This window comes from Kitasatospora sp. NBC_01287 (assembly GCF_026340565.1).
GTDB lineage: Bacteria > Actinomycetota > Actinomycetes > Streptomycetales > Streptomycetaceae > Kitasatospora.
In genome coordinates this window covers 5284099-5297646 of sequence record NZ_JAPEPB010000001.1, presented here as the reverse complement: position 1 = coordinate 5297646, position 13548 = coordinate 5284099, and the positions used below count along the sequence as shown (strand labels likewise).

General features: G+C 70.3%; 11 protein-coding genes. 6 read left to right on the top strand and 5 right to left on the bottom strand.

Annotated features, from left to right (window positions below):
• Positions 1–58: 58 nt before the first annotated feature.
• Both OG455_RS22850 and OG455_RS22845 read right to left on the bottom strand, forming a co-directional pair.
• Positions 59–1723, bottom strand: a complete 1665-nt coding sequence (locus OG455_RS22850; protein WP_266296562.1) for a thiamine pyrophosphate-binding protein — start codon at positions 1721–1723, stop codon at positions 59–61.
• Between the two features lie 106 nt (positions 1724–1829).
• Positions 1830–2681, bottom strand: a complete 852-nt coding sequence (locus OG455_RS22845; protein WP_266296560.1) for a type 1 glutamine amidotransferase domain-containing protein — start codon at positions 2679–2681, stop codon at positions 1830–1832.
• A 285-nt stretch (positions 2682–2966) separates the two neighbouring features.
• On the opposite strand from OG455_RS22845, the gene OG455_RS22840 reads away from it, so the two are divergent.
• The 6 genes from OG455_RS22840 (at position 2967) to OG455_RS22815 (ending at position 7682) form a co-directional block, all read left to right on the top strand.
• A complete protein-coding gene (locus tag OG455_RS22840) occupies positions 2967–3668 on the top strand; it encodes an NAD(P)H-binding protein (protein WP_266296558.1) in 702 nt (233 codons plus the stop codon).
• Positions 3665–4090 carry a VOC family protein gene (locus OG455_RS22835; RefSeq protein ID WP_266296556.1) on the top strand — a complete coding sequence of 142 codons (426 nt, stop codon included), beginning with the start codon at positions 3665–3667 and terminating at the stop codon, positions 4088–4090. The genes OG455_RS22840 and OG455_RS22835 overlap by 4 nt, the downstream gene beginning before the upstream one ends.
• A gap of 47 nt (positions 4091–4137) precedes the next feature.
• Complete coding sequence (locus tag OG455_RS22830) at positions 4138–5619, top strand: ankyrin repeat domain-containing protein (RefSeq protein WP_266296554.1); 1482 nt, start codon at positions 4138–4140, stop codon at positions 5617–5619.
• A gap of 43 nt (positions 5620–5662) precedes the next feature.
• Complete coding sequence (locus OG455_RS22825; protein ID WP_266296552.1) at positions 5663–5971, top strand: muconolactone Delta-isomerase family protein; 309 nt, start codon at positions 5663–5665, stop codon at positions 5969–5971.
• 36 nt (positions 5972–6007) lie between these two features.
• Positions 6008–6694: an EthD family reductase gene (locus tag OG455_RS22820; RefSeq protein WP_266296550.1), complete on the top strand. Its 687-nt coding sequence runs from the start codon at positions 6008–6010 to the stop codon at positions 6692–6694.
• Positions 6695–6791: 97 nt separating this feature from the next.
• Entirely contained in the window at positions 6792–7682 is an 891-nt protein-coding gene (locus OG455_RS22815) for a TMEM175 family protein (protein ID WP_266296548.1), read from the top strand.
• Between the two features lie 101 nt (positions 7683–7783).
• Here the strand turns inward: OG455_RS22815 and OG455_RS22810 are convergent, their stop codons facing one another.
• The 3 genes from OG455_RS22810 to glgX all read right to left on the bottom strand — a co-directional run bounded on the left by OG455_RS22810 (position 7784) and on the right by glgX (position 13353).
• Positions 7784–9007: an IS701 family transposase gene (locus OG455_RS22810; protein ID WP_266296546.1), complete on the bottom strand. Its 1224-nt coding sequence runs from the start codon at positions 9005–9007 to the stop codon at positions 7784–7786.
• 105 nt (positions 9008–9112) lie between these two features.
• The gene (locus OG455_RS22805; protein ID WP_266296544.1) at positions 9113–11269 is read right to left on the bottom strand and encodes an AGE family epimerase/isomerase; all 2157 of its coding nucleotides are present in this window, start codon (positions 11267–11269) and stop codon (positions 9113–9115) included.
• Positions 11266–13353: a glycogen debranching protein GlgX gene (gene glgX, locus OG455_RS22800; RefSeq protein ID WP_266296542.1), complete on the bottom strand. Its 2088-nt coding sequence runs from the start codon at positions 13351–13353 to the stop codon at positions 11266–11268. Before glgX ends, OG455_RS22805 begins: the two co-directional genes overlap by 4 nt.
• Positions 13354–13548 lie beyond the last annotated feature (195 nt).

Genomic DNA, 13548 nt, shown 5'->3' with positions numbered 1-13548 from the left:
GCCGTTCAGCAGCGCCACGGCGCTCTCCCTTCCTGGCTCCGGTCCTGGCCGCGGGCGGTCAGCGGCCGATGACGAGGTCGATCAGGAACGGGCCGGGGTGGGCCAGCGCCTCGGTGATGGCGGGCGCCACCTGCTCGGGCTTCTCCACCCGCAGCGCGCGCACCCGCAGCGACTCGGCGAGCTTGACGAAGTCGATCGCCGGGTCGGACAGGTCGAACGGCTCGGGGAAGGCGTGCTCGTCGACGTGCTGGGTGCGCCAGTACTCCTCGATGTTCAGGTCGAGCAGCCGGTAGCGGCCGTTGTTGCAGATCACGAACTTGGCGGCGATGTCGTAGCGGGCGGCGGTCCACAGCCCCTGGACGGTGTACATGCTGCCGCCGTCGCCGGTGAAGCCGACCACGGTGCGCTCGGGGTGGGCCAGCTTCGCGCCGATCGCACCGGGGATGCCGACGCCCAGCGAACCGCCGCGGGTCTGGTGCCAGTGGCCCGGCCGGTTGACCGGCAGGTGGCGGAAGAGGCCCGGCGAGGAGGTCAGCGCCTCGTCGAAGAGGACGGCGTCGGCGGGCAGCTGCTTGGCCAGTTCGAAGCCGAAGTAGGCCGCGCTGAGCGGCTCCTGGGCCGCGGCCGCACCCTCGGCCAGGGCCGCGGCCTGGTCCTCGGCCCGCTGCCGCTCGGCCCGGGCCAGCCGGCCCTGGGCCTCGGCCCGGCGCTCGCCGGTCAGCTTGCCGCGCAGCGCCTCGGTGAGCCTGGGCAGGGTGGCCTTGGGGTCGGCCAGCAGGCCGAGGTCGACCGGGAAGTTCTTGGCGATCGCGCCGCTGTCCAGGTCCAGGTGGACCACCTTGGCGCCGGGCGCGAAGACCCCATCCAGCAGCGGGTAGACCTCGGGCAGCGCGTAGGTCCCGACGATCAGCACGCCGTCGGCGGCGCCGATCACCTTGGCGCTGACCTCGCCGAACATGTGGCCCAACTGCCCACCGTAGAGCGGGTGTTCGACGGAGAGGTTGACCTCGGCCCAGTCCGCGCCCCAGACCTGGGCGCCCCAGGTCTCCGCGAACTCGGCCAACTCGGGCTGGGCGCCGGAGAAGTGGACGCCGTCGCCGGCGATCACCAGCGGGTGGCGGGCGCCGGCCAGCAGCGCGGCGGCCTGCTCGACGCCGGCACTGTCCGGGACGCTGGTGGTGGTCAGGTAGGAGGTGGGGACCACCTCCTCGGTGGTCTCGGCGTCCATCACATCGGCCGGCAGCACCACCAGGACCGGGCCGTAGGGCGGGGTGGCGGCCACCTTGAAGGCCCGGCGCAGCACCCGCAGGGTGGAGTTGGGATCCACCACCCGGGTGGCCCACTTGGTCACCGGCTTGGCCATCCCGACCAGGTCGGCGGCCATCTGGGCGTCCATGCTGTCGTAGGCCAGGCCGGACTCGCCGACCACCACGACCAGCGGGGCGTGGCCGCGCATCGCCTGGTAGAGCATGCCGATCCCGTTGCCCAGGCCCACCCCGGAGTGGAGCTGGAGCAGGGTGGGCCTGCGGGTGGCCCGCGCGTAGCCGTCGGCGATGCCGACCACCACCGCCTCCTGCAGCGCCAGCACGTACTGCAGGTCGGGGAAGCCGCGCAGCTCGTCCAGGAAGCCCTGTTCGACGGTGCCGGGGTTGCCGAACATGTACTGCACACCGTCGGCTGTGAACTGTTCTAGCATGGCCACCCGGGCCGGCCTGCTGGTCATCGTCCTGCCTCATCTCTGCTTGGGTGCGCGCGGGTTGGGCGGGCGGCCGCGCGGTGCGCGCCGGATGCGGCCGCCCGCCGAGGGACTGCTGCCTCGGGGTGCCGGCTCAGGCCTGGTACAGGTCCGGCTGGAAGCCCCACTGACGCAGCCCCTGCTCCAGGACCTCGACCACCTTCTGGCCGGTGAGGTAGGAATCGGGGGTGGAACGCCCGGTGATGAAGGGGTAGTCGACGATCACCGAGGTCACGTGGCCGAAGTTGCCGTGGTAGGCGCCGCGCGGCGCGGTGGCGTCCCGCAGGATGTACTCGAGCGGGTAGGACGGCGGGCCGATCTGGAAGTCGGTGCCGACGAAGCCGGTGCCGTCCTTGTAGTCGTACTCGATGCAGTGGCCGGTGACGTGCTTGTTGCGGATGATGCTGATCCGGTCGTCCTGCTCACGGGCGAAGGCCAGGCAGGCCACCCCGTAGCACTCGGCCGCGATCGGCAGGTCGAGGTGGTAGAAGGCCAGGATCAGGTCGTGCACCCGCCAGTTGTTGGCCAGGTCGACGATCGGGCCGCTGCCGCCGACGATCAGCAGCGCGTCGTAGCGCTCGGCGATCTGCTCCTGCACGTGCTGGCGGCGGGTGTGGTAGCCCTCCCAGGCCCGCAGGAAGTCGGAGCGGCTGCGGTAGGGCCGGTCGGGCAGCCAGGAGGAGAGGTCCAGCGGGTTGTCCAGCCGGTCCGAGGCCTCGACCGCCTTGACCTTCTCGGCCATCTCGGTGCTGGTGACCGAGCGGCCCAGCGGCGGGTCGATGAACTCCGGGTCGTAGCTCGGCGGCAACGCCACCGCGCGCTTGCCGGTCGGGGTCGCGAAGGTGACCTCGTAGCCGGCCTTGTCGAAGGTCTCCAGCGGACCGATCAGCTCTTCTCCCCAGTACCCGTACTCCGAGAGCACGACGAGGATGCGCTTCTTCGCCATCAGAGATGGTCTCCTTAGGTCACGGACAGGGGCGGTCCGTTCAGGTGTACCAGTGGGTCCGATGAGCCAGACAGGCTCGTTTTACAGAGACTTGACCGGTCGTCATCTCACTGCCCGTACTGTGCCGAGTGCCTGAACGGCCGCTAACCCTCAATGAACGCAATAGCGTTGACTTCTGCGCGGGCTTCTCACTTGACCCGATATGACTGCGATAGTGACCTCGGCTGTGATGGCGGGTCCTGACAGCGATCCCGAGTACCCGGCAGCCGTTCGACGGGAGGACCGATGGAGAGTCCGACAGCGGTGATCGGCGGGACCGGCCGGCTGGGCCGGCTGATCACCCGCAGGCTGCTCGAACAGGGCGGCCCTGTCCGGGTCGTGGGCCGCAGCGCCGGGTCCGCCAGGAGCGCGGCCCCTGCGGCCGGGGCGGGGCTTTCGTACCTGCGGGGCGACGTCCGCGAGATCGAGTCGCTGGTCGCCCCGCTGGCCGGCTGCTCGGCGGTGGTCTACAGCGTGGAGCCCGGCACCGCCGACGCGGGGCCCGACAGCCCGCGCGCCACCATGTACCAGGGCGTGCTCAACCTGCTGGGCGCGCTCGGCACCGCCCGCCCGCACGTGGTGCTGATCAGCCAGATCTACGTGACCCGCAGGGGCCACTCGATGAACGCCTACGGCCGGCTGCTGGACTGGCGGCTGGCCGGCGAGGACGCGCTGCGCGCCGCCGACCTGCCGCACACCGTGATCCGCCCCAGCTGGCTGACCGACCACCGGGCGGCCGGCGGCCGGATCCGGCTGGAGCAGGGCGACCTGGGCGACGGCAAGATCAGCCGGGCCGACGTGGCCGAGGCCGCAGTCCAGGCGCTGCACCTGCCCGAGGGCGCCCGGACCACCTTCGAGATGTACAACGAGCCGGGCCCGGCCGATCCCGACTGGCCGCTGCTGCTCGGCGCCCTGCGGCGCGACGAGCCCGCGGCGGTGGCCCGGTGAGCGCCGGACAGCCGCTGCCGCTGCGCCAGCTCTCCGCCTGCCTCTCGGTGGCGGACCTGGACGCCTGCGCCACCTGGTACCACGAGGTGCTCGGCTTCACCCCGATCCGCGGCCTGGCGCTGCCGCAGTTCGACGCCGAGGTGGTCTACCTGGGCAACGGCACCCAGGTGCTGGAGCTCATGCGGGTGGCAGACGGCATCGAGCTGCGCCGCCCGCTGCCGCCGAACCACGGCGCGCTGCACGGGGTGTCCCAACTCGCCTTCTACGTGGCTGACCTGGCCGAGACCACCGAAGAGCTCAAGGCCCGCGGCGCCGAGTTGGTCACCGAGGTGGCCGACGTCCCCGCGCTCGGCGTCAAGGCGCTCTTCGTGCGGGACCCGGAGGGCCACTACCTGGAGTTCATCCAGGCCGACTGGCTCTGAGCATCGTTCGACCGGCTCTGCCCATTACCTCGAAAAGGAGCACCGAGATGACCGAATCCCCGCAGAGTGCCGCCACCCGCGCGGTGGCCGAGCGCTGGTTCACCGCCCTGACCGGCGGCGACTTCGCCACCGCGCTGGACTGCCTGGCCGACGACGTGGAGTGGATCAACTACGCCCCGGTCCCCGGCTACAACGACGACATGGCGTGGATCGGCACCGTGCACGACAAGCAGGGCGTGCTGGACAGCCTGGGCGTCTTCACCGGCGTCTGCGAGGTGGGCAAGGAGGAACTGGTCAAGATCGCGGTCGACGGCGAGAACGCCGTCGGCGTGATCCACGAGGAGTCGGTGGTCAAGGCGACCGGGCTGCCGTTCGAGATCGAGTTCATCCAGTGGCTGACCGTGCGCGAGGGCAAGGTCGTGCGCTGGAAGTCCTACACCGACCCCTCCGAGATCATCCGGGCGATCCGCGGCGACGACGACCCGCGCAGCCGGCACACCAGCCGCCCGCTGCTGGACGCCGTGCAGGCCAAGGACACCGCGCTGGTCACCCTGCTGCTCGCCCAGGGGGCCGACCCCAACACCCGCGACGAGGACACCGGCCTGACCGCGCTGCTGAGCGCGGCGGGCCAGGCGGACCCGGCCACCGTGCGGGTGCTGCTCTCGGCCGGGGCCGATCCGCTCACCGCGGACAGCCGGGCCGGCGCCACCGCGCTGCACAAGGCCTGCCAGGGCGGCAGCCTGGAGGTCGCCAAGGCGCTGGTCGAGGCCGGGGCCTTCGTGGACGCGGTGGCCCCGACCACCGGCCACACCCCGCTGATGGACGCGCTCTGGTACAAGTACCCGGACCTGGTGGAGTACCTGCTGGCCCAGGGCGCGGGGCTGGAGGTCTTCACCCACTACGGCTTCTCGCTCAAGCAGCACTTCGAGTACGAGCTGAACGTCAACACCCGGGGCAAGGACCTGCTGCTCCGCGCCGAGCAGCACCTCAACGACCGGCGGGCCGCCGACGGCGCCGCCGTCGAGGCGCAGCGGCTGATGGCGGCCGTGGCGGCCGGTGACACCGAGCGGGTGCCGGCCCTGCTGGCGGCCGGCGCGGCGGTCGACGCGGTCTTCCCCCGGCTGAACGGCTTCAACGACGGCCACATCCCGCTGCACGTGGCCGCCCGCGACGGACACACCGAGATCGTCCGGCTGCTGCTGGAGGCCGGCTCCGACGTCAACGCGGTGGAGCCCTGCTTCGGTGCCTCCCCGCTGCACAAGGCGGTCTACAACGGGCACGCGGAGATCACCGCGCTGCTGGTCGCCCGCCCGGGCATCAACCTGGACTTCCAGGGCGCCACCAACGGCTACACCCCGCTGCACGACGCCATCTGGCACGGCTACGAGGAGTGCGTGCGGATCCTGCTGGACGCCGGCGCCCGCACCGACCTGGTCGGCCACGACGGCAAGACCCCGCTGGACCTGGCCGCCGAGGTGTTCGGCGCCGAGCACGAGCTGACCCGCCGCCTGAACGTCACCGCGCAGTAGCCCATCCCGAGGTTCTCACGCACCGTCAGACGAGGAGAGCGCCATGCTGTTCTACGTTCAGATGAAGTGGAAGCACGAAGGCAGACTCACCCTGGACGAGCTCTGGGAGGTCGAGCAGGAGGAGGCGGAGCACGCCGTCGAAACCCTCAACTCGGGTTTCTGCGTCGGGATCTGGAAGGTGGCGGCGCAGAAGCGGGTGATCGCCATCATCGAGTCGCCGGACGCCGAGGAGCTGGACCGCACGGCGCTGGGCCGGCTGCCGATGCGCGAGTACCTGGAGTTCGAGCAGGTCTGGCCGCTGCGCGACTACCTGGGCTTCGCCGAGGACGTCAAGAAGCGCTACCAGGTCTGACGCACCGTCATCCGACCCGCACCACGAGGAGTTACGATGATCCATCAGCTGATCTTCGCCCACCCCAGGCCCGGCATGACCGAGCAGGAGTTCCAGCGCTACTGGCTGGAGGTGCACGCGCCGAACTTCGCCTCGAAGATCCCGCAGATCCGCAAGTACGCGGTGGACACCCGGATCCCGCTCGGCCCCGAGCCGGCCGACCCGCTCTGGAGCGGCATCGCCGAGATCTGGCTGGAGAACGACGAGGAGCAGGTCGCCTCGCTGCAGACCCCCGAGTTCCTCCAGGGCGCCCGGCTGGACGAGCCCAAGTGGGCCGCCTTCTGGCGCACCGTGGTGCTGGACACCGACGCCCACGTGGTGCTGCCCGGCCCCGGCCCGGCGCACTCGCACCCGGTCAAGCTGGTGCTGCTGGTCAAGCGGACCAACGGCAGCACCGTCGAGCAGTTCCGCGGCCGCTCGCTGGAGCAGCACGCCAAGCTCGCCCTGGAGCTGCCCGGCCTGGTCCGGTACAGCCAGAACTTCACCCGGGACGGCTGGTACGGCCTGGGCGAGACCCTGCTGGACGGCGCCTACCTGTTCAACTTCGAGACCGAGGACGCGCTCCGCGCGGCCTACGAGTCCCCCGAGTTCGCCGCCCTGCTGGCCGACCTGGAGCAGTTCGTCGAGCCGCGCTACATCCACCAGATCGCCGCCGTCGAACACTGGTTCATCGGCACCGAGTGAGTTCCTCCTGATACACACATATCCCTGGCAGTGGTCGGCCCGGGGCAGCGCGCCGGCTGCCCCGGGCCGCCGCCGTACCCCTGGGAGGTCAAGCGCCATGAATCCGATCCGCCATCACCACCACGACCAGCAGCGCGAAGCGGCCCCCGAGCCGATGGAGATCAGCACCGGACGACTGGAGGCGTTCAGCGACGGCGTGTTCGCGATCGCGATCACGCTGCTCGTGCTGGACTTCCAACTGCCTTCCGGGAACGGCCCGCTGCTGGACCGACTGGCCCACGAGTGGCCGGCGCTCGGCGCCTACGTGGTCAGTTTCCTGATCATCGGCGTGGTCTGGATGAACCATCACACGATGCTGCACTACATCCGCCGGGTCGACCGGGTGCTGCTGCTCTTCAACCTGGTGCTGCTGATGAACGTCTCGTTCATCCCGTTCCCCACCCACGTGCTGGCCAACGCGCTGAGCAGCGGGCACGGCGAGCGCACCGCCGCGGTCTTCTACGGACTGACCCTGACGCTGGGCGGCATACCGTTCAACGCCGTCTGGATCTACGCCTCGGCCGGGCACCGGCACCTCGGCAAGCACATCACCCCGGCACAGGCCCTCGTGCTGCGCAAGCACTTCATCATGGGGCCGTTCATGTACCTGGCGGCCACCCTGGTCGGGCTGATCAGCGCGGTGGCCAGCATGACCATCTTCGGGGTGTTGCTGCTCTTCTACATGATCGAGGTGCTGGGCACCTCCTCGAGCGCGTCCCACCCGCACGAGGAGCAGCCCCGCTCGCCGGTCCAGTTGCTGACCGCGGTGGCCGAGCCACCGCCGGCCGACGCGGCCGGGTCCGCGCCCGCCCCGGCGCCCGAGCCGGCGGCGCAGCCGACCCCGCGCCCCGTACCGCGGCAGCCGGAGCAGCCGCCCGCGGACCAGCCGGTGTGCGAGCACTGCGGCCACCCCAGGGACGAGGAGGCCGAGCCGGCGCCGGCGCACTGAGTCGCCGGCACGCCGAGTACGCCCGGCACGCCGAAGGCCGGTGCCGCCCCAGCGGGTGGCACCGGCCCTCGGCGCGGGCGCCTGCCTTCACGGCCTCGCCCTCACTCCACGGCCCGCTCCTCCTCCAGCACGTCGTCCAGCACGTCGTCCAGCTCGTCCTCGCCCAGCTCGCGCAGCGCGTGGTAGCCGAGCGCGGCCGAGGCCAGCGTCACGTGGTGGTGCCAGCCCCGGAAGGAGCGGCCCTCGAAGTCGCCGAGCCCGAACTGCTGCAACCGCTCGCAGCCGTAGCTGGACTTGTGCCGCAGCTCGGCCAGCGCGACGGTCTCGGCCAACCGGCTCGCGGGCAGGTTGGTCACCCAGTAGGTGCGCGGCTGCGGGCGGCCGAAGGGCCATTCGACCACCAGGTGGCGGGCCCCGCGGGCCCCCGGGCCGTGCAGCTTGGGGTGGTGCCCGGCCGGCAGCCGCCCCACCATGAACTGCGAGTGCCGGGCCCGGTTCTCCGGGCGGTCCTGCCAGGAGAGCACCGCGCGCTCGCCGTGCTCGCCCAGGTCCCTGGCCAGGTCGGCGGCGGGCCTGCGGTGGGTGCCGGCGTGCCCGGCCAACCGGCGTACCGGCAGCTGGGCACTGGGCGCGATCTCGACCAGGTAGCCCAGACCGCGCTCCTCCAGGCCCAGCAGCAGCGGCTCGACCTCGTGCTCGAAGGACCAGTCGGCCAGGATGGGCGCGATCGGCACGTCCCACTCGTGCAGGATCTCGTCCACCGACTCCAGCACGTAGCTCCAGCGCGGGCGGTGGCGCTCGTCCTCGGGGATGTGCGCCTGACCGCGCAGCTCGTGGTCGCGGTCCCAGTGCCTGGGCAGCATCAGGTGCCAGTTCACCGGCAGGCTGCCGCCCTTGTGCACCACCGAGGCCGCCAGGGCCAGCTGGCAGTTCATCATCCGCCCCTCGGAGGCGACGAACTGCCGCCCCACGCCGGCGGAGCGGTCTCCGTTCTTGGGGAAGACCACCTCGTCGAACGCCCAGGCCTCCGGCGCCGTCAGCGAGCAGATCCGCTCCGCGAGATGGCGTCTGACGCTCTCGAAGGACCAGGTGCTCTGGTTGACGAACTGCTGGATCGGTTGGACCGCGCGACGCCCGAGCACGTGCTCGGAGATGTTTGCGGGAGTCTTGCGGCCGCTCGCGTGCAACAGGCCGCGCAGGTAGACCTCACCCCAACGCCGCTGGTCGGAGCGGGCGAAGGGGGCGAACAACCCTTGGCAGAACTCGGAGATTTCGTCCTGCCGCTCCCCCGCGAACGTTTCGCGGCGGTGCGAAATCGTGGACACAGCGCGCTCCTTCGGTGGATTCATGACGGCCCGGCCGCCAAATGGCCCTGTCCTTCTCCGCTACGGGGGGGCGTTGGAGAAGGACAGGGGTCGGTCTGCTGCCCGTCAGTCGTCGCTGCTGCCCCGTGCGTCGAGCAGGAAGGCGTCCGTGGCGACCAGCGCCTGGGAGACCTCCGGCAGCGCGCAGCCGACGATCACGAAGTCGACGTCCATGCCGATCTTCGTGCGCTGGAAGAGGAGTTCGTTGATCGCCGGGCGGGCCATCTCGGTGACCTCGCCGAGGTGGAACTCCACCCGGCGCGGGTTCACCGACAGGGCCTCGTTCAGGCCCCGGCGGAACTTCTCCAGCTCCTCGCGGTCGACGATGCCGGCCAGCTTGATGTGGGCGGTCTTGCCGTCGAACTCACTGGATATGCGCAGCCGCATCTCCACCGGTTCGACCTCGACCCGCACCTTCAGGGGGGTGTCACTGGCCGGCAGGTTGACGGTCAGTCCCTTGGGGTCGAAGTCCTGGTAGAGCTGGTCGTCGATCCAGACCTTGTCGATCTGGATCGAGCCGGCCGGCAGCAGGTCCGGCGCCACCCGCAGCACCCGGTCGGGGAACGAGGCGGGCAGCGGGCGGAAGTGCAGGGTCAGCGGCGAGGAGGTGAGCAGCAGCCCGGTGTAGGTGGCGGCCAGGTAGCACAGCTCCAGCGCGTGGTAACCGGCCATCGAGTGGCTGCCCTTGAGCCGCTCGGTGCCGATCAGGTACGGGATGCCGTTGGCCAGCACGTTGAAGTAGACGCCGCCGTCGTCGTAGTCGAGGAAGAAGGCGTTGTAGAACGCCGCCGCCTCGCGGGCCAGCCGCCGGTGCTCCGGGTCGCCCGAGACGCCGGCCAGGATCAGGTAGGCCAGGATCGACTGCTCCTGCTGCCACCAGGCCTTGCGGTCGTGCCAGACCAGCCGGTGGCCCCCGGTGGCCGGGTCCTCCTGCCGCTCCACCACGTCGTACCAGCCGCCGCGCTGCTGGTCGCTGCCGACCGCCGGCATGATCTCGGCGATCCGCTCGGCCAGTTGCGCGTACTCCGGCTTGTCGGCCAGCGCCCGGATCCGGGTCAGGTTCCAGGCGATCTTCAGGTTGTGGCCGACCACAGCGCGGTCCTGCTGCCAGCCCCAGGTGCGGTCCGGGCTCCAGTCGGCGTGGAAGCGCTCCTGCACGAACGGGCTGTTGGGCTCGTCCGGGAAGTGCTCGGCGATGGTGTCCGCGGTCTCCTCCAGGAGCTTCGCGAAGTCCTTGCGCCCGGTGGCCAGGTAGGCGTTGATCAGGTACGCGGGGGCGTGGTCGCCCACCGAGTTCCAGTTCTTGCGCGAGCGGTTGCGGCCCAGCGCGTCGGCCCGCGGGTCCATGGTGATCGGGTCGAGGTGGGAGAAGAACCCGCCCCGCTCCTGGTCGCGGAAGTACTTGTCGAAGAGCCGCACCGTGTGGTCGATGTCGGAGAGGATCTGCGGGTCGCCGGTGATCCGGTAGGTCTGGGTCGGCCCGGCCAGCGCGTAGATCTGCTCGTACATCGGGATCGCGTCGTAGTCGTCGCCGAACTCCGAGGCGAAGACCTTGCGCTGGCCGTTCCTGGTGATGTCGATGCCGTGGTACCAGTAGACGACGTTCTCCCGCTCGTCCACGACCCGCATGTGCTCGCGCAGGTACTCGGTGCCCGACTCGGCGGCCTGCAGGAACCGCTCCTCGCCGGTGAGCATGAAGGCGGTGGCCAGGCCGTAGACCAGCCGGGAGATGGTGTCGGTCTCCTGGCGCACGTCGCTGTCCGCGCTCTCCACCACGTGGGTGCCGTGCAGGGTCAGCTTGGTGCGGAAGTTGCGCCAGTCGTAGACCCCGTCGGGGAAGTGCCCGCGCAGGTAGAAGTCGGCGATCTCGGCGGCCTGCCGCACCCACCAGGACGGGTGCTCGAAGACGTAGGCGCCGCGGCTCTCCTCGGGGAAGGTGAGCTGGCGGGCCTCGATCCGCTGCCCGCCCTCCCACTGGTAGAAGATGCCGTAGACGAAGACGTACCGGCCCTCGGCCAGCATGTCCCGGGTGGCGCCCGTGGTGTCCTTGGGCGGCTCGCCCAGGTTGCGCACGATCTGCGAGTTCAGCGCCTCGTCCAGGTGGATGGTCACCTCGCGGCCGTCCGAGGTGCGCAGCCCGAAGCGCTCCCGGGTCGGCTCGTAGGTGGTGACGTACCCGGCGATGCTGTCCGAGTAGGTGTGCCTGGTGTCTGGAGCGCTCATCGGGTGGTACCTCCGTCGTCGGGCAGCGTGGTCAGCACGACCACGCTGCGGCCATGGGCGTGGAGGGTGTGGCCGGACAGCGGCAGCGGGGCCTGAAGCGGGCGGATGGACTCGCCCGGCCCGCGCGCCGTGTCAACGGCCAGCGCCCAGTGGTGGCCCGGGACATGGGGCAGTTCACAGTCCAGGCCGAGGTGGTACATGTTCATCACGATGTGCAGGTCGGGCTCGCCTTCGAAGCCGGCCAGGGTGTACGAGAGCACCCGGGCCTGGGCGTCCTCCCAGCCGGGCTGCTCCAGTTGGCAGCCGTGCCAGGTGACCTCGGGCAGGTCGCGCTCGTTGCGCCGGTCGTCGAAGAACCGCGGCTGGCGCAGCGCCGTGTAGTGCTTGCGCAGCGCGATCATGCCGCGGAAGAACTCCCGGACCTCGGTCTCCTTCTCCGCCTGCTCCCAGTCCAGCCAGGAGATCTGGTTGTCCTGGCAGTAGGCGTTGTTGTTGCCGCCCTGGCTGTTGCGGAACTCGTCGCCCGCCAGGATCATCGGCACGCCCCGGGAGAGCAGCAGGATCGCGGCCATGTTCTTGATCTGCTGCACCCGCAGCCGCTCCACCTCGGCGGCGTCGCTGGGGCCCTCGACCCCGCAGTTCCAGCTGTAGTTCTCGTGGCTGCCGTCGGCGCCGGCCTCACCGTTGGCCAGGTTGTGCTTGCCGTTGTAGCTGACCAGGTCGTTGAGCGTGAAGCCGTCGTGGCAGGTGATGAAGTTGACGCTGTTGGTGGGCAGTTCGCCCTGCCGGCTGAAGAGGTCGCGGGAGCCGCCGACCCGGGTGGCCACGGTGCCCACCAGACCGGCGTCGCCGCGCACGAAGCGCCGCACGTCGTCACGGAACGGCCCGTTCCACTGTGCCCAGCGCTTCCCGGGGAAGCGGCCGACCTGGTAGAGGCCGCCGCCGTCCCAGGGCTCGGCGATGATCTTCGTCTCGGAGAGGATCCCGGACAGCTCGATGCCCCAGAGCACCGGCGGGGTCTCCATCTCGTAGCCCTCGGCGCCGCGCGAGAGCTCCGAGGCGAGGTCGAAGCGGAAGCCGTCCACGTGGTGCTCGGTGACCCAGTACTCCAGGCACTCGATGATGAACTTGGCGACCGCCGGGTGGTTGGCGTTGATCGCGTTGCCGCAGCCGGTGAAGTCCATGTAGTGCCGGCGGTCCTGGGACCACAGGTGGTAGTAGACCTCGTTGGCCTGGCCGCGGAAGCTGATCGTCGGGCCGTGCTCGTTGCCCTCCGAGGTGTGGTTGAAGACCACGTCGAGGATGACCTCGATGCCGGCCTGGTGCAGCGCCTTGACCATGTCGCGGAACTCTTGGATGTGCTTGCAGCCGCACGGGTCGGAGCAGTAGTCGCTGTGCGGGGCGAAGAAGCCGAAGGGGTCGTAGCCCCAGTAGTTGCGCAGCGGCGTGCCGTCCGGGCCGCTGCGCAGCACCTGGCGCTCGTCGAAGTCGAAGACCGGCAGCAGCTCGACCGCGGTGATCCCGAGCTCCTTGAGGTACGGGATCTTCTCCACCACGCCGCTGAAGGTGCCGGGGTGGGCGACCTGGGCGGTCGGCGAGGAGGTCAGGCCGCCGACGTGCATCTCGTAGATCACCGAGTCCGCCAGCGGGGTGCGCAGCGGCTCGTCGCCCTCCCAGTCGTAACCGTCCAGGTCGACGACCATGGAGCGCATCGACTGCGCGCAGTTGTCCTCCGGTCCCACCGCGTGGACCCGGTCCCAGAGCGTATTGATATTCGCCCGGGAGTACGGGTCGAGCAGCACCTTGCGGTGATTGAAGCGGGTACCGGAGTCCTTGGTGTGGTGCGGGCCGTCCATCCGGTAGGCATAAACCTGACCCGGACCGACGTCGCTGACATGGCAGTGCCAGAAGTGGTAGCTGTGGTGCCGCTCGTGGTCGAAGGTGATCACCCGAGCCGGCTCCAGTGCGTCGAAGCTGTCGAAGAGCAGCAGGTCCACCTGAGTGGCTCGCTCGGAGAAGACCGAGAAGTTCACCCCGGTGGAGTCCACGGTGGCGCCCAGCGGCTGCGGGCGTCCCGCAGTCACCTCTGCCCGCGTGAGTGTTTCGACCGGGACTTCGGTCGTCACTATCTGACTCATGGTCATATCCGCAGTCAACTCCCTACCCATGATGCACCCGGAACTGTGGATTCCGACCGGTTGTCCCCCGAACGGAGGACATCCCCCGGTCGCACTCTCCGCCACCGCCAACGCGCGCACGGGTGCGGGCGGAGAACGGCG